This window comes from Mucilaginibacter lappiensis, from assembly GCF_050433765.1.
Classification (GTDB): Bacteria; Bacteroidota; Bacteroidia; order Sphingobacteriales; family Sphingobacteriaceae; genus Mucilaginibacter; species Mucilaginibacter lappiensis_A.
In genome coordinates this window covers 104,222-117,233 of record NZ_JBNPWP010000010.1, presented here as the reverse complement: position 1 = coordinate 117,233, position 13,012 = coordinate 104,222, and the positions used below count along the sequence as shown (strand labels likewise).

Sequence of the window (13,012 nt, the reverse complement as noted above, 5' to 3'; positions counted from 1 at the left end):
CACCTCACTTTTTCAAAGTCTTATTCTTCGTCTAACTTAAATTTAGACAGGTTCATACCAAAAGATAAGCCTTTTGATTTAACCAGATCCTGAATTTCAGTCAATGACTTTTTACCAAAGTTCCTGAACTTTAACATATCAGCAACATCATACGATACTAAATCGGCCAGGCTGCGGATATCAGCAGCTTTAAGGCAATTTAATGCACGTACAGAAAGGTCAAGATCAACCAGTTCAGTTTTCAGGATCTTGCGCATGTGCAGGATCTCTTCGTCAACTTCTTTGGTTTCTTCTTTAGCCTGTGCTTCAAGCATCATGTTCTCATCGCTAAATAGCATAAAGTGCTGGATCAAGATCTTAGCAGCTTCTTTCAACGCGTCTTCAGGGTGAATTGAGCCATCGGTTGCAATATCCAAAACTAATTTTTCATAGTCAGTTTTTTGTTCAACACGATAGTTTTCAATAGTATATTTTACGTTTTTAATAGGCGTAAAGATGGAATCGATAGCTATTACACCAACATTCGCATCCGGGTTTTTATTTTCCTCGCTCGGAACGTAACCGCGGCCTTTTGCAACAGTAAGCTCAATTTCAAGCGTTACTGATGAATCCATGTTACAGATAACCAGATCAGGATTTAAAACAGTAAAGTTATTAGAGAATTTAGTAACATCTCCGGCTTTAAAAGCTTCCTGGCCATTTATTATAACAAATATCTTCTCATTGTCGCCAGACTCACCTGTTTTTTTGAAACGAACTTGTTTAAGGTTCAAAATGATCTCAGTAACGTCTTCAACAACACCTTTGATGGTTGAAAACTCATGCATTACTCCTGAAAAACGTACAGAAGTAATCGCATAACCCTCGAGTGATGAAAGTAAGATACGACGTAGAGCATTACCAATGGTTACACCGAAGCCAGGTTCTAACGGACGAAACTCAAACGTGCCATCAAAATCATTCGATTTCTGCATGATAACCTTGTCTGGTTTTTGAAATGCTAAAATTGCCATTTATATCCTTTATTTATTGTTTACTAATTGAATTGATTTAAACCACGAAAATGATTGACATAAAATGCCAACCATCCCATGGATAAGTATCGTTATTATTTTGAGTACAACTCGACGATTAGGTTTTCCTTAATGTTTTCAGGGATCTCATCGCGGTTAGGATAGTTCAGGAACTTACCTGTTAAGGCGTTAGCATCCCACTCTAACCAGCTGTATTTGTTGATTCTTCTTCCGGCAACTGAATGTGTGATTGCCTCTAATGATTTAGATTTTTCACGTACAGAGATCACATCACCTGCTTTTAGCGCGTATGACGCGATGTTTACAACAGCACCATTAACGTTAATGTGCTTGTGATTAACCAGCTGACGGGCTGCAGAACGTGTAGGAGCAATACCTAAACGGTAAACAGCGTTATCTAAACGAGCCTCTAAAAATTTCAGCAGGTTTTCGCCTGTGATACCTTCTTTAGCTGATGCGCGGTGAAACAAGTTTTCGAACTGACGCTCTAATACACCGTAAGTGTATTTAACTTTTTGTTTCTCCATTAACTGAGTTGAATACTCAGATTGTTTTCCTCTTCTTTTTGAGGCACCATGCATTCCTGGTGGATAATTTTTACGTTCTAACGCTTTATCCGGACCGAAGATCGGTTCGCGGAAACGGCGCGCAATTTTGGATTTTGGTCCTGTATATCTAGCCATTTTTGTGTGTTCTTAAAGTATCAAGCAGCCTGTAGCTGCCGAATCTTAGCTTTAAAAAATCTGTTAATTAAACTCTTCTTCTTTTTGAAGGACGGCAACCATTGTGTGGAAGCGGTGTAATATCTTTGATCGTTGTTACTTCGATACCTGCAGTTTGCAAAGTACGAATAGCTGACTCACGACCGGCACCAGGGCCTTTTACAAATACTTCAACCTTACGTAAGCCTAAATCATAGGCAACTTTACCGCAATCGGCAGCAGCCTGACCGGCAGCATAAGGAGTATTCTTTTTTGAACCTTTAAAACCCATTTTACCAGCTGATGACCATGATACAGCCTGGCCGGTTTTATTAGTAAGGGTAATAATGATATTGTTAAAAGTAGCATTGATGTGTGCCTCACCTACCGGTTCAACAATTACAACGCGCTTTTTGGTAACTTTTTTGCTCTTAGCCATTTTTTTAATTATTGAGTTAGTGGATTATTGGGTTAATAATAACCCGGACCCATTAACCGTTTTTTAATTTTTATATTCCTAATGATCTTAAAGCATTAACTAATTGCCGCTTTACCATCATTAATCACTTACTATTTAGTAGCTTTTTTCTTGTTAGCAACTGTTTTACGTTTTCCTTTACGGGTACGTGAATTGTTTTTAGTACGCTGACCACGTAATGGTAAACCTTTACGGTGACGTGTACCACGGTAACAACCTATATCCATCAAACGTTTGATGTTAAGCTGCACTTCTGAACGAAGTGAACCTTCCACTTTGATCTGATCGTTGATAATTCCACGAATTGAGGATAATTGCTCATCGGTCCAGTCTTGTACTTTTGTATCAAAATCAATACCTGCCTCAGTCAAAATTCTTTGAGCTGTTGAGCGGCCTATACCGAAAATGTAAGTAAGTCCGATTTCTCCTCTTTTGTTTTTCGGTAAATCTATACCTGAAATCCTTGCCATATTTATTGTTTGTTTTTTAAATGATAACCGAACGGCGGGCCACCGTTGTACGAATTATCACAGTTTTTTTTAATTATCCCTGACGCTGTTTGTATTTAGGATTCTTTTTGTTAATAACATAAAGTTTCCCGTTACGGCGAATGATCTTGCAATCAGCGCTGCGTTTTTTAATGGATGCTCTAACTTTCATCTCTTTGTTTATTTATATCTATAAGTTATTCTACCCTTAGTTAAATCGTACGGGCTCATTTCCAGTTTTACTCTGTCGCCAGGTAAAATTTTGATGTAGTGCATACGCATTTTGCCGGAAATATGTGCAATAATCTCATGACCGTTTTCAAGCTCAACCCTGAACATTGCATTTGACAATGCCTCTCTAATTGTACCGTCTTGCTCAATCGAAGATTGTTTAGCCATATTTTGTTGATTATTACTTAATTATCCGCCCTAAAACCGGGATGCAAAATTAATAAAAATTATTTAATTATTATTTTTTTCTTTTAAAACATTATCAACATATTCAAACGTTGATAAAATATCTGGTTTACCTTTACCGATAGCTACGGTATGCTCATAATGGGCCGATGGCTTTTTATCAACAGTAGATACTGTCCATCCGTCGTCCCAAAACTTAACACCGGCACGGCCCGCGTTGATCATTGGTTCAATGGCAATCACCATTCCTTCTTCCAGTTTAATACCGGCCCCGCGTTTACCATAGTTAGGTACTTCGGGCTTTTCGTGCAGCTTAACGCCCACTCCGTGCCCTACAAGCTCCTTTACTACACCAAAGCCATTCTTCTCTGCATGTTCCTGAATGGCATAACCTATATCGCCTATGCGCATGCCAACAATAGCTTTTGCAACTCCCAGGTCAAGACACTCTTTGGTTACCCTCATCAGTTTCTTAACCGTATCACTTACTTCGCCAATAGCAAAAGTATAAGCCGAGTCGCCTACAAAACCATTTAATGTAGCTCCACAGTCAACAGATACCAGATCTCCTTCAACCAGGGTATACGTTCCGGGGAAACCATGTACAACCTGATCATTTAATGAAATACAAAGAGAATAAGGAAAGCCGCCGTAGTTTAAAAAAGTAGGAACCCCGCCGTTGTCACGTATAAAGGTTTCAGCAAGTCTGTCGAGTTCAATAGTAGTAACACCAGGTCCAATTACTTTGGCAACCTCCGCATGTGTGCGGGATACCAGTAAGGCGCTTTCTCTGATGAGCTCTATTTCTTCGGCAGACTTGTAAAGAATTTTTGACATTGCTTATATTAGATAGCAGTCGGCGTTGAGCCGGCTGTAGCAGGCATAGCCGTACGACCTTTAATTCGTCCGGTTTTCATTAAACCATCATAATGACGCATCAACAGGTGACTTTCAATTTGCTGCAGGGTATCTAAAACAACACCTACCAGGATGATGAGTGATGTACCACCAAAGAATCTTGCGAATATTGGAGACACACCTACCAAACTGGCAATGGCCGGAATGATCGCGATCATAGCCAGGAATATTGATCCTGGCAAAGTGATTCTTGATATCACACCATCAATAAACTCGGCAGTTGATCTGCCTGGTTTAATGCCCGGTATAAAACCACCATTCTTTTTCATATCATCAGCCATTTGGTTAGGATTAACCGTAATAGCCGTATAGAAATAAGTGAACAGGATGATCAGTATACCAAACAGCAAATTATGCTGCCATGAGTTATAGTTTGATAATGCAATTAAAATACCGTTTGATGCCGCGTTAGGGAAAAACTGCTGTACCGTTTGTGGTATGAACATTAAGGCCTGTGCAAATATGATTGGCATTACACCGGCAGCATTTACCTTTAACGGGATATACTGACGTACGCCGCCATATTGCTTGTTACCTACTATACGTTTTGCATACTGCACCGCAATTTTACGGGTACCCTGTACAATAAGTATAGTGAACATTACCACACCAATAAGCGCTACAATTTCAACAACAAAAGTTACCAAACCACCTGCACCACCGGTACGTGACTGAAACTCTGTTAAAAACGCGCTTGGCAACTGGGCAATAATACCCACCATGATAATTAATGATATACCGTTACCAATACCTTTATCCGTAATTTTTTCGCCAAGCCACATTACAAATAATGTACCCGCGGTTAAAACTATGGTAGTTAATATGGTAAATATCGGATCGCCAATTAAACGGGCATCAGGAGCAATTTGTGAACGTACATAACCTATGGCCTGCAAAGCAGTGATACCTATGGTTAGGTAGCGTGTCCACTGGTTAAGCTTGTTACGTCCGCTTTCGCCTTCTTTTTGAAGTTTAGTAAAATAAGGCACTGCAATACCCAGTAGTTGCACCACAATTGAAGCCGAAATATAAGGCATTACACCCAATGCAAAAATAGAGGCACGTGAAAACGAGCCCCCTGCAAACATATTCAGCAATCCTACTAATCCTTCTGCCTTATGGTCTGCTACCGAATTGTAATTAACACCGGGCAAAACCACGAATGAACCTACGCGATATATTAAAAGAAATAAGAGTGTGTTAATAATACGCACTCTCAGATCTTCGATTTTCCAGATATTGGATAATGTGGTGAAAAATTTCTTCATTGAAACTTACAACTTAACTATGGTACCACCAGCTGCTTCAATCGCTTTTTGCGCTGTAGCAGTAAATGCATGTGCTTTAACTTCTAATTTGGCTTTCAGTTCGCCACGGCCCAGGATTTTAACCAGGTCGTTACGTGAAACCAAACCGTGCTCTTTTAGTATTGCAAAATCGATAGCCACAAGTGAGAATTTCTCAACTAACTCTTGTAACACATCAAGGTTTACACCTGTATACTCTACACGGTTAGGGTTTTTGAAACCTACCTTTGGCACACGGCGTTGTAAAGGCATTTGACCACCTTCAAAACCTACCTTAGTGCTGGTACCTGAACGTGAACCGGCGCCTTTGTGGCCACGGGTTGACGTACCGCCACGGCCAGAACCTGTACCACGGCCAATTCTTTTTCTATTTTTAGTAGAACCTTCTGCAGGTTTTAGATTACTTAAATTCATGATATTAAATATTTTCTACCGCTACCAGGTGATTAACTTTCCTAACCATACCAACTATAGCAGGCGTAGCTTCAACTTCTACGCTGTGGTTAATTTTACGCAAGCCTAAGGCTTCGATTGTTTTCTTTTGGCGTTCACTTCTGTCGATCACGCTCTTAATCTGTGTAATTTTGATTTTGGCCATGACTGATTATCCGTTAAATACTTTACCTAAACTAACGCCACGTTGCTGTGCTACAGTATGCGCATCACGTAATTGTGATAATGCCGATACGGTTGCCTTAACCACGTTGTGCGGATTTGATGAACCTTTTGATTTTGCCAATACGTTGTGGATACCTGCAGACTCTAACACTGCACGCATTGCACCACCCGCAATAACACCGGTACCATTTGCAGCTGGTTTAATAAAAACAAAACCACCAGAAAATTTACCAATTTGTTCGTGAGGTACAGTTCCGTTAATGATTGGAACTTTTACCAGGTTCTTTTTAGCATCATCAATGCCTTTTGCAATTGCTTCGGTAACCTCTTTTGCTTTACCTAAGCCATAACCTACAACACCGTTTTCGTCACCTACTACCACAATGGCAGAGAAACTGAATGTACGGCCACCTTTGGTTACTTTGGCAACACGTTGTATGCTTACCAAGCGGTCTTTTAATTCGATCTCGCTTGTTTTTACTCTTTTTATGTTGATTGTTGACATTTCTCTTTTCGATTAAAAGTTTAAACCACCTTCACGTGCACCTTCGGCCAATGACTTAACACGACCATGGTACAAATAACCGTTCCTGTCGAAAACCACATCTTTAATACCTGCAGCAATAGCTTTCTGGGCTACCAGTTTGCCTACGGCTACTGATTGATCAGATTTTGTGCCATCAGCTACAAAGTCTTTTGATAAAGATGAAGCCGATACGATAGTTTTACCGGATAAATCGTCAATGATCTGCGCGTAAATTCCTTTATTACTTCTGTAAACTGACAGGCGAGGACGCGCTGCTGATCCTGAAAGACGTTTCCTGATCCCTCTTTTAATCCTGTCTCTTCTTGATAATTTAGCTCCCATGACGATTATTTTTTAGATGCTGATTTACCTGCTTTTCTTCTCAATACTTCGCCAACAAACTTGATACCTTTACCTTTGTAAGGCTCTGGTGCACGTAACGAACGTATTTTTGCCGCTACCTGACCAATAAGTTGTTTGTCTATTGATTCCAGGATGATGGTTGGGTTTTTACCCTTATCAGCAGTGGTTGTAACTTTAATTTCTTTTGGTAATTCAAATACATAGTGGTGAGAGTAACCCAACACTAAATCCAAAGTATTACCTGTATTGGTAGCACGGTAACCCACACCAACTAATTCCTGTTGTACTTTGTAACCTTCGGTTACGCCTATTACCATGTTATTTAAAAGCGCACGGTATAAACCATGTAATGCTTTATGACGTTTTTGTTCAGACGGGCGTTTAACCAGTAACTGTCCGTCTTCTTGCTCAACGATGATATCGCTATCAACCGCTTGCTGCAACTCACCTTTAGGGCCCTTTACAGTAACAACATTTTCTGCTGATACGGTAATGGTTACTCCTGCTGGCAGTGCTATCGGTGCTTTTCCTACTCTTGACATTGCTTAATTTCTCCTATTAATAAACGTAGCATAAAACTTCACCACCAACATTTTGCTGACGGGCTTCTTTATCGGTCATTACACCTTTTGAAGTTGACAGGATGGCGATACCTAAACCATTTAATACTCTTGGTAAGTTATCAGTACCTGCGTATTTCCTCAAACCTGGTTTACTGATGCGCGAAATGCTGCGGATAGCAGAAATTTTAGTTATCGGGTGGTATTTTAAAGCAACTTTAATGCTGCCTTGCGGACCAACTTCCTCAAACTTGTAATTGGCAATGTAACCTTTGTCGAAAAGCACTTTCGTGATTTCCTTTTTCAGATTTGATGCAGGAATTTCAACAACCCTATGGTTGGCTTTAATAGCATTCCTTACTCTTGTAAGATAATCTGCGATTGGATCTGTATTCATTTTATTGTGTTATGATGGTGGTTTCCTTTCCGTAACATCCGGAGCGACCTTCCATCGGTTAAATTCTTAAGTCTTAAGTTTAAAGTCCAAAGTCTTAAGTAATGAATTTGACTCAAAACTTAAGACTTATGACTAAGAACTTCTTTTTACCAGCTTGCTTTCTTTACTCCCGGTATTTTGCCTGCTAATGCCATATCACGGAATGTTACACGTGAAATGCCAAACTGGCGCATATAACCACGAGGGCGGCCGGTTAATTTACAACGGTTGTGTAATTTTACCGGTGACGAAGCTTTAGGTAATTTATCTAAGCCAACATAATCGCCGGCTTCTTTAAGGGCTGCTCTTTTCTCTGCGTATTTAGCAACCAATTTAGCGCGTTTAACTTCACGTGCTTTTACACCTTCTTTAGCCATTGTTATTTTGATTTTTAAATGGTAATCCAAATTGTTTCAACAACTCCAATGCTTCAACATCGTTTGTTGCGGAGGTTACAAAGGTAATATCCATACCTTGAATTTTATTGATTTTATCAATATTTATCTCAGGGAATATAATTTGCTCAGAAATACCTAATGTATAGTTACCTCTTCCGTCAAAACCTTTATCGTTGATGCCTTTAAAATCACGGATACGTGGCAGGGCAACAGCAATTAAGCGATCTAAAAACTCATACATTGTATTATCACGTAAGGTAACACGTACGCCAATTGGCATGTTTTTACGTAATTTAAAGTTTGAGATATCTTTTTTAGATTTTGAAGCAACTGCCTGCTGACCGGTGATAGTAGTTAACTCAGTGATGGTGTTTTCGATAAGTTTTTTATCGGTTGTAGCACCACCTACACCCTGGTTAATGGCAATTTTTTCCAATTTAGGAACCTGCATTACGCTTTTGTACTGAAATTTATCTTTCAGCGCGGTACGTATTTCGTCCTTATATTTCGTTTTTAATCTTGGTATGTAAGTCATTACTTAATTTCCTCCCCTGATTTTTTTGCTACCCTTACTAATTTGCCGGCATCGTTTTTCTTACGGCCAACACGGGTTGTATTACCTGTTTTAGGATCAACCAGCATTAGGTTTGAAATATGTATAGCAGCTTCTTGTTTAACAATTCCGCCATTAGGATTAGCCGCGTTTGGTTTTGTATGTTTTGATACCATATTGGCACCTTCAACAATAGCGCGGCCTTTGTCTAATATTACTTCAACAATTTTGCCTTGTGTTCCTTTTGAATCACCGGCTATAACTTTAACCAGGTCGCCCTTGCGGATCTTTAATTTAGCTGGTTGCTCGTGTTTTTTCTTTTCCATGTTACAATACCTCCGGTGCTAATGATACAATTTTCATAAATTGTTTCTCACGCAATTCTCTTGCAACAGGGCCAAAGATACGTGTGCCTCTTGGCTCGTCCTGGTTATTTAACAAAACAGCTGCGTTATCGTCGAAACGGATGTATGAACCATCTTTTCTGCGGATCTCTTTTTTGGTGCGTACTACTACGGCTTTTGATACGGTACCTTTTTTCACGTTACCTGATGGTAAAGCGCTTTTTACGGTAACTACTATCTTATCGCCGATTGAGGCGTACCTTTTACCAGTACCACCCAATACGCGGATCACTAAAACTTCTTTAGCTCCGCTGTTATCGGCTACGTTTAATCTTGATTCCTGTTGTACCATCTTATTTAGCCCTTTCTATAATTTGAACTAATCTCCAGTTTTTGCTTTTGCTCAGCGGACGGGTTTCCATAATCAATACGGTATCTCCAATACCACAAGTATTGGTTTCATCGTGAGCCATAAATTTGGTAGTCTTCTTAACGAACTTACCGTAGATCGGGTGTTTCACTTTCCGCTCAACAGCAACTACAATAGATTTTTGCATCTTATTGCTAACTACCAGGCCGGTACGTGTTTTTCTTAAATTTCTTTCCATTTTTCTGAACGCTTAAAAAATTAATTCTTTTCAGAAGCTGACGCCGCTTTGCGCTTTGTTAATTCAGTATTTAACTGAGCAATTCCCTTGCGTACCTTTGTTATACGGGTTGGATTCTCAATAGCCGAAACTGCGTGCGCGAATTTAAGTTTGGTAAGATTTGACCTTTCCTCGCTGATCCTTGCAACCAATTCTTCTGTTGATAGCTCCAAAATTTCTGAGTTTTTCATTTTCTTTTATTATTTGTTGTAATGTTGGAATGTTCAATGTTGTAATGTTTCTGTCTGGCTGTTGAAAGTCATCCCACTTTACAACATTTCAACTTTACAACCTTTTAACTCCTCAATTTATGCTTCTACGTAATCCCTACGTACTATAAATCTTGTTTGTACCGGCAGTTTTTGTGCTGCAAGGCGTAATGCCTCTTTAGCAACTTCCAAAGGCACACCTTCGGCTTCAAAAATGATCCTTCCGGGGCGTACTACCGCAACCCAGTATTCAGGAGCACCTTTACCTTTACCCATACGTACCTCTGCTGGTTTTTTAGTCACAGGCTTATCAGGGAATATCCTGATCCACACCTGGCCTTCACGTTTCATAAAACGTGTTACAGCAATACGTGCAGCCTCGATCTGGCGGCTGGTGATCCAGGCCGCTTCGAGTGATTTTACACCGAAAGATCCGAATGAAAGTTCTGCACCACGAGTGGCTAAACCTTTCATCCTGCCTTTTTGCATCTTTCTGAACTTCGTTCTTTTTGGCTGTAGCATTTTCTTAAGCTTTTATATCGTTACGATATTTTCTTCTACTTTAATTATTATCTCTTTCCTGGACCACCCGGACGGTTGCCACCTTGGCCACCTGGGCGATTGCCACCTGGACCACCCGGACGGTTACCACCGCCACGAGGACCACCACTGTTACCACCCTGGCCCGGGCCACCACGACGATCACCGCCTGGTTTCCTGTCGCCACGGCGCTCGCCGCCACGTTCGCCACCGCGTTGGTTATCACGTCCGCCAAATGCCGGAGCACCGTCTGGACGACCACCTTTACCGCTGTTGCTGCTTGTGCCGCCAATGTTTGGTGACAAATCGCGTTTTCCGTAAACTTCGCCCTTGCAGATCCATACTTTAACACCTATTTTACCATAAGTAGTTAATGCTTCTGCTAATGCATAGTCAATATCAGCACGGAAAGTGTGCAAAGGAATTCTTCCTTCTTTATATTGCTCGCTACGTGCCATTTCAGCGCCACCTAAACGGCCTGATGTCATTACTTTAATTCCTTCAGCACCCATTCTCATGGTTGAAGCAATTGTAGTTTTCATGGCACGACGGAAAGAGATACGTGCTTCCAGTTGTTTCGCGATACCTTCTGCAACTAATTGCGCATCAAGCTCAGGGCGTTTGATTTCGAATATGTTGATCTGAACTTCCTTTTTGGTAAGTTTTTTCAACTCTTCTTTGATCTTATCAACTTCCTGGCCGCCTTTACCAATCACAATACCCGGACGGGCAGTGTGTATAGTTACAGTAATGCGTTTTAATGTGCGTTCAATAACCACTTTTGATACACCACCTTTAGCTATACGAGCTGAAAGGTATTTGCGGATCTTTTCGTCTTCAACTAATTTGTCGGAGTAGTTGTTGCCACCGAACCAATTAGAATCCCATCCTCTGATGATTCCTAACCTGTTACCTATTGGATGTGCTTTCTGTCCCATTTCAAATTAATTATTATCGTTTTTACTATCCACAGTTAAGTGTACATGGTTTGAGCGTTTGCGTATGCGGTATCCTCTTCCTTGCGGAGCAGGGCGCAGTCTTTTTAATTGACGGCCACCACCTACTGAAACTTCTTTAACAAATAAGGCGCTATCTTCAACGCGTTTACCTTCGTTTTTTGCTTCCCAGTTTTTAATGGCTGATAACAAAAGTTTCTCTACACGAATGGCAGCTTCTTTGTTAGTATATTTTAAAATGTACAACGCTTTCTCAACGTTTTCACCACGGATCAGGTCAACCACCAAACGCATTTTGCGTGGTGAAGTTGGACAGTTCTGTAGTTTGGCAACAGATGGACCGCCTTGCAGAGCTTTCTCTTGCTCTTTGCGTTGTCTGATCAATACAGACTTTTTGATTTTAGTTGTTGCTTCCATGCCTTATTTTTTCTTTTCTGCGTGACCGCGGAATGTACGGGTTGGAGCAAATTCTCCCAACTTGTGACCAACCATATTTTCTGTTACGTACACTGGTATAAACTTGTTACCGTTGTGTACTGCGAATGTGTGACCAACGAAATCAGGAGAGATCATGGAACGACGTGACCATGTTTTTACAACTGATTTTTTGCTTGATTCATTCAAGGTAAGAACTTTTCTTTCCAGGTTATGATCAATATAAGGTCCTTTTTTAATTGAACGTGCCATTATTTTTTCCTTCTTTCAATGATATAACGATCCGACCCTTTTTTCTTGTCACGGGTTTTGTAGCCTTTAGCTAATAAACCTTTACGTGAACGTGGATGACCACCTGAGGCTCTTCCCTCACCACCACCCATAGGGTGATCTACCGGGTTCATGGCTACACCACGAACTCTTGGTCTGCGGCCTAACCAGCGGTTGCGACCTGCTTTACCTAACACCGCGTTTGCTCTTTCGCCATTTGAAACGGTACCAATAGTTGCCAAACAAGTTGACAGTATCATACGTGTTTCGCCTGAAGGCAATTTGATGATGGCATATTTACCATCACGTGCTGAAAGCTGAGCATAGGTACCAGCGCTGCGGGCAATAATACCGCCCTGGCCAGGGTTTAACTCAATGTTGTGAATGATAGAACCCAGTGGAATGTTTTTCAAAGGTATAGTATTACCAACCTCTGGTGCTGCATTCTCGCCTGATAAAACTACCGTTCCAACTGTTAAGCCTTCCGGAGCTATCATATATCGTTTCTCGCCATCTACAAAGTGTAGCAGTGCTATACGTGCAGAACGGTTAGGATCATACTCAATAGTTGCAACTCTTGCCGGGATATCAAACTTATTACGTTTAAAATCGATCAATCTGTATGCCTGTTTGTGACCACCACCTAAGTAGCGCATGGTCATTTTACCGCTATGGTTACGTCCGCCTGATCTGGTGTTGGCTGACACAACCAACGACTTTTCAGGAACGTTTGTTGTAATATCTGAATTAGATACGTCAACTCTGAAGCGGGTACCCGGGGTAACCGGTTTAAATCTCTTTACTGCCATGTCTT

General features: G+C 40.8%; 25 protein-coding genes. All 25 read right to left on the bottom strand.

The genetic code is table 11. From position 1 onward, the window contains the following. Nucleotides 1-20 precede the first annotated feature (20 nt). Nucleotides 21-1,013: a DNA-directed RNA polymerase subunit alpha gene (locus tag M2273_RS24550; protein WP_429400417.1), complete on the bottom strand. Its 993-nt coding sequence runs from the start codon at nucleotides 1,011-1,013 to the stop codon at nucleotides 21-23. Between the two features lie 95 nt (nucleotides 1,014-1,108). After that, the gene (gene rpsD, locus M2273_RS24545) at nucleotides 1,109-1,717 is read right to left on the bottom strand and encodes a 30S ribosomal protein S4 (protein WP_429400416.1); all 609 of its coding nucleotides are present in this window, start codon (nucleotides 1,715-1,717) and stop codon (nucleotides 1,109-1,111) included. A gap of 67 nt (nucleotides 1,718-1,784) precedes the next feature. Continuing rightward, complete coding sequence (gene rpsK / locus M2273_RS24540) at nucleotides 1,785-2,174, bottom strand: 30S ribosomal protein S11 (RefSeq protein ID WP_076377383.1); 390 nt, start codon at nucleotides 2,172-2,174, stop codon at nucleotides 1,785-1,787. A gap of 131 nt (nucleotides 2,175-2,305) precedes the next feature. Further along, nucleotides 2,306-2,683 carry a 30S ribosomal protein S13 gene (gene rpsM, locus M2273_RS24535; protein WP_429400415.1) on the bottom strand — a complete coding sequence of 126 codons (378 nt, stop codon included), beginning with the start codon at nucleotides 2,681-2,683 and terminating at the stop codon, nucleotides 2,306-2,308. A gap of 73 nt (nucleotides 2,684-2,756) precedes the next feature. Beyond that, complete coding sequence (gene rpmJ / locus M2273_RS24530) at nucleotides 2,757-2,873, bottom strand: 50S ribosomal protein L36 (RefSeq protein ID WP_074487407.1); 117 nt, start codon at nucleotides 2,871-2,873, stop codon at nucleotides 2,757-2,759. Between the two features lie 8 nt (nucleotides 2,874-2,881). Next, nucleotides 2,882-3,100 (bottom strand): translation initiation factor IF-1, encoded by a 219-nt coding sequence (infA, locus tag M2273_RS24525; RefSeq protein ID WP_022833270.1) that lies wholly within the window; start codon nucleotides 3,098-3,100, stop codon nucleotides 2,882-2,884. A gap of 63 nt (nucleotides 3,101-3,163) precedes the next feature. Then, the gene (map, locus tag M2273_RS24520; RefSeq protein WP_429400414.1) at nucleotides 3,164-3,955 is read right to left on the bottom strand and encodes a type I methionyl aminopeptidase; all 792 of its coding nucleotides are present in this window, start codon (nucleotides 3,953-3,955) and stop codon (nucleotides 3,164-3,166) included. A gap of 8 nt (nucleotides 3,956-3,963) precedes the next feature. Continuing rightward, nucleotides 3,964-5,304, bottom strand: coding sequence for a preprotein translocase subunit SecY (gene secY / locus M2273_RS24515; RefSeq protein ID WP_429400413.1), 1,341 nt, complete (start codon nucleotides 5,302-5,304; stop codon nucleotides 3,964-3,966). Between the two features lie 6 nt (nucleotides 5,305-5,310). Beyond that, nucleotides 5,311-5,757 (bottom strand): 50S ribosomal protein L15, encoded by a 447-nt coding sequence (gene rplO / locus M2273_RS24510; protein WP_429400412.1) that lies wholly within the window; start codon nucleotides 5,755-5,757, stop codon nucleotides 5,311-5,313. A gap of 4 nt (nucleotides 5,758-5,761) precedes the next feature. Next, entirely contained in the window at nucleotides 5,762-5,941 is a 180-nt protein-coding gene (gene rpmD, locus M2273_RS24505) for a 50S ribosomal protein L30 (protein WP_183556590.1), read from the bottom strand. 6 nt (nucleotides 5,942-5,947) lie between these two features. Continuing rightward, the gene (gene rpsE / locus M2273_RS24500; RefSeq protein ID WP_295717627.1) at nucleotides 5,948-6,466 is read right to left on the bottom strand and encodes a 30S ribosomal protein S5; all 519 of its coding nucleotides are present in this window, start codon (nucleotides 6,464-6,466) and stop codon (nucleotides 5,948-5,950) included. A 12-nt stretch (nucleotides 6,467-6,478) separates the two neighbouring features. Beyond that, nucleotides 6,479-6,829: a 50S ribosomal protein L18 gene (gene rplR, locus M2273_RS24495; RefSeq protein WP_429400411.1), complete on the bottom strand. Its 351-nt coding sequence runs from the start codon at nucleotides 6,827-6,829 to the stop codon at nucleotides 6,479-6,481. Between the two features lie 5 nt (nucleotides 6,830-6,834). Further along, nucleotides 6,835-7,392, bottom strand: coding sequence for a 50S ribosomal protein L6 (rplF, locus tag M2273_RS24490; protein WP_429400410.1), 558 nt, complete (start codon nucleotides 7,390-7,392; stop codon nucleotides 6,835-6,837). Between the two features lie 16 nt (nucleotides 7,393-7,408). Further along, nucleotides 7,409-7,807 carry a 30S ribosomal protein S8 gene (gene rpsH, locus M2273_RS24485; RefSeq protein ID WP_183556585.1) on the bottom strand — a complete coding sequence of 133 codons (399 nt, stop codon included), beginning with the start codon at nucleotides 7,805-7,807 and terminating at the stop codon, nucleotides 7,409-7,411. Between the two features lie 146 nt (nucleotides 7,808-7,953). Then, nucleotides 7,954-8,223, bottom strand: coding sequence for a 30S ribosomal protein S14 (gene rpsN, locus M2273_RS24480; protein ID WP_429400409.1), 270 nt, complete (start codon nucleotides 8,221-8,223; stop codon nucleotides 7,954-7,956). After that, nucleotides 8,216-8,779, bottom strand: coding sequence for a 50S ribosomal protein L5 (gene rplE / locus M2273_RS24475; protein WP_429400408.1), 564 nt, complete (start codon nucleotides 8,777-8,779; stop codon nucleotides 8,216-8,218). The genes rpsN and rplE overlap by 8 nt, the downstream gene beginning before the upstream one ends. Next, a complete protein-coding gene (gene rplX, locus M2273_RS24470; RefSeq protein ID WP_429400407.1) occupies nucleotides 8,779-9,123 on the bottom strand; it encodes a 50S ribosomal protein L24 in 345 nt (114 codons plus the stop codon). Before rplX ends, rplE begins: the two co-directional genes overlap by 1 nt. 1 nt (nucleotide 9,124) lies before the next feature. Further along, a complete protein-coding gene (gene rplN, locus M2273_RS24465) occupies nucleotides 9,125-9,493 on the bottom strand; it encodes a 50S ribosomal protein L14 (protein WP_073405786.1) in 369 nt (122 codons plus the stop codon). A gap of 1 nt (nucleotide 9,494) precedes the next feature. Then, nucleotides 9,495-9,749, bottom strand: a complete 255-nt coding sequence (gene rpsQ, locus M2273_RS24460) for a 30S ribosomal protein S17 (protein WP_090462782.1) — start codon at nucleotides 9,747-9,749, stop codon at nucleotides 9,495-9,497. Nucleotides 9,750-9,769: 20 nt separating this feature from the next. Next, nucleotides 9,770-9,979 carry a 50S ribosomal protein L29 gene (rpmC, locus tag M2273_RS24455; RefSeq protein WP_429400406.1) on the bottom strand — a complete coding sequence of 70 codons (210 nt, stop codon included), beginning with the start codon at nucleotides 9,977-9,979 and terminating at the stop codon, nucleotides 9,770-9,772. A gap of 117 nt (nucleotides 9,980-10,096) precedes the next feature. Beyond that, complete coding sequence (rplP, locus tag M2273_RS24450) at nucleotides 10,097-10,519, bottom strand: 50S ribosomal protein L16 (protein WP_091149798.1); 423 nt, start codon at nucleotides 10,517-10,519, stop codon at nucleotides 10,097-10,099. Between the two features lie 47 nt (nucleotides 10,520-10,566). Then, entirely contained in the window at nucleotides 10,567-11,475 is a 909-nt protein-coding gene (gene rpsC, locus M2273_RS24445) for a 30S ribosomal protein S3 (RefSeq protein ID WP_429400405.1), read from the bottom strand. Between the two features lie 6 nt (nucleotides 11,476-11,481). After that, the gene (gene rplV / locus M2273_RS24440; RefSeq protein WP_183556572.1) at nucleotides 11,482-11,910 is read right to left on the bottom strand and encodes a 50S ribosomal protein L22; all 429 of its coding nucleotides are present in this window, start codon (nucleotides 11,908-11,910) and stop codon (nucleotides 11,482-11,484) included. A gap of 3 nt (nucleotides 11,911-11,913) precedes the next feature. Next, complete coding sequence (gene rpsS / locus M2273_RS24435) at nucleotides 11,914-12,180, bottom strand: 30S ribosomal protein S19 (protein ID WP_076377419.1); 267 nt, start codon at nucleotides 12,178-12,180, stop codon at nucleotides 11,914-11,916. After that, the gene (gene rplB / locus M2273_RS24430) at nucleotides 12,180-13,007 is read right to left on the bottom strand and encodes a 50S ribosomal protein L2 (protein ID WP_429400404.1); all 828 of its coding nucleotides are present in this window, start codon (nucleotides 13,005-13,007) and stop codon (nucleotides 12,180-12,182) included. Before rplB ends, rpsS begins: the two co-directional genes overlap by 1 nt. Between the last annotated feature and the right edge of the window lie 5 nt (nucleotides 13,008-13,012).

Coding starts and splice junctions, on each gene's coding strand:
- M2273_RS24550 (WP_429400417.1), bottom strand. CDS start 1,013: ATGGCAATTTTAGCATTTCAAAAACCAGACAAGGTTATCATGCAGAAA.
- rpsD (WP_429400416.1), bottom strand. CDS start 1,717: ATGGCTAGATATACAGGACCAAAATCCAAAATTGCGCGCCGTTTCCGC.
- rpsK (WP_076377383.1), bottom strand. CDS start 2,174: ATGGCTAAGAGCAAAAAAGTTACCAAAAAGCGCGTTGTAATTGTTGAA.
- rpsM (WP_429400415.1), bottom strand. CDS start 2,683: ATGGCAAGGATTTCAGGTATAGATTTACCGAAAAACAAAAGAGGAGAA.
- rpmJ (WP_074487407.1), bottom strand. CDS start 2,873: ATGAAAGTTAGAGCATCCATTAAAAAACGCAGCGCTGATTGCAAGATC.
- infA (WP_022833270.1), bottom strand. CDS start 3,100: ATGGCTAAACAATCTTCGATTGAGCAAGACGGTACAATTAGAGAGGCA.
- map (WP_429400414.1), bottom strand. CDS start 3,955: ATGTCAAAAATTCTTTACAAGTCTGCCGAAGAAATAGAGCTCATCAGA.
- secY (WP_429400413.1), bottom strand. CDS start 5,304: ATGAAGAAATTTTTCACCACATTATCCAATATCTGGAAAATCGAAGAT.
- rplO (WP_429400412.1), bottom strand. CDS start 5,757: ATGAATTTAAGTAATCTAAAACCTGCAGAAGGTTCTACTAAAAATAGA.
- rpmD (WP_183556590.1), bottom strand. CDS start 5,941: ATGGCCAAAATCAAAATTACACAGATTAAGAGCGTGATCGACAGAAGT.
- rpsE (WP_295717627.1), bottom strand. CDS start 6,466: ATGTCAACAATCAACATAAAAAGAGTAAAAACAAGCGAGATCGAATTA.
- rplR (WP_429400411.1), bottom strand. CDS start 6,829: ATGGGAGCTAAATTATCAAGAAGAGACAGGATTAAAAGAGGGATCAGG.
- rplF (WP_429400410.1), bottom strand. CDS start 7,392: ATGTCAAGAGTAGGAAAAGCACCGATAGCACTGCCAGCAGGAGTAACC.
- rpsH (WP_183556585.1), bottom strand. CDS start 7,807: ATGAATACAGATCCAATCGCAGATTATCTTACAAGAGTAAGGAATGCT.
- rpsN (WP_429400409.1), bottom strand. CDS start 8,223: ATGGCTAAAGAAGGTGTAAAAGCACGTGAAGTTAAACGCGCTAAATTG.
- rplE (WP_429400408.1), bottom strand. CDS start 8,779: ATGACTTACATACCAAGATTAAAAACGAAATATAAGGACGAAATACGT.
- rplX (WP_429400407.1), bottom strand. CDS start 9,123: ATGGAAAAGAAAAAACACGAGCAACCAGCTAAATTAAAGATCCGCAAG.
- rplN (WP_073405786.1), bottom strand. CDS start 9,493: ATGGTACAACAGGAATCAAGATTAAACGTAGCCGATAACAGCGGAGCT.
- rpsQ (WP_090462782.1), bottom strand. CDS start 9,749: ATGGAAAGAAATTTAAGAAAAACACGTACCGGCCTGGTAGTTAGCAAT.
- rpmC (WP_429400406.1), bottom strand. CDS start 9,979: ATGAAAAACTCAGAAATTTTGGAGCTATCAACAGAAGAATTGGTTGCA.
- rplP (WP_091149798.1), bottom strand. CDS start 10,519: ATGCTACAGCCAAAAAGAACGAAGTTCAGAAAGATGCAAAAAGGCAGG.
- rpsC (WP_429400405.1), bottom strand. CDS start 11,475: ATGGGACAGAAAGCACATCCAATAGGTAACAGGTTAGGAATCATCAGA.
- rplV (WP_183556572.1), bottom strand. CDS start 11,910: ATGGAAGCAACAACTAAAATCAAAAAGTCTGTATTGATCAGACAACGC.
- rpsS (WP_076377419.1), bottom strand. CDS start 12,180: ATGGCACGTTCAATTAAAAAAGGACCTTATATTGATCATAACCTGGAA.
- rplB (WP_429400404.1), bottom strand. CDS start 13,007: ATGGCAGTAAAGAGATTTAAACCGGTTACCCCGGGTACCCGCTTCAGA.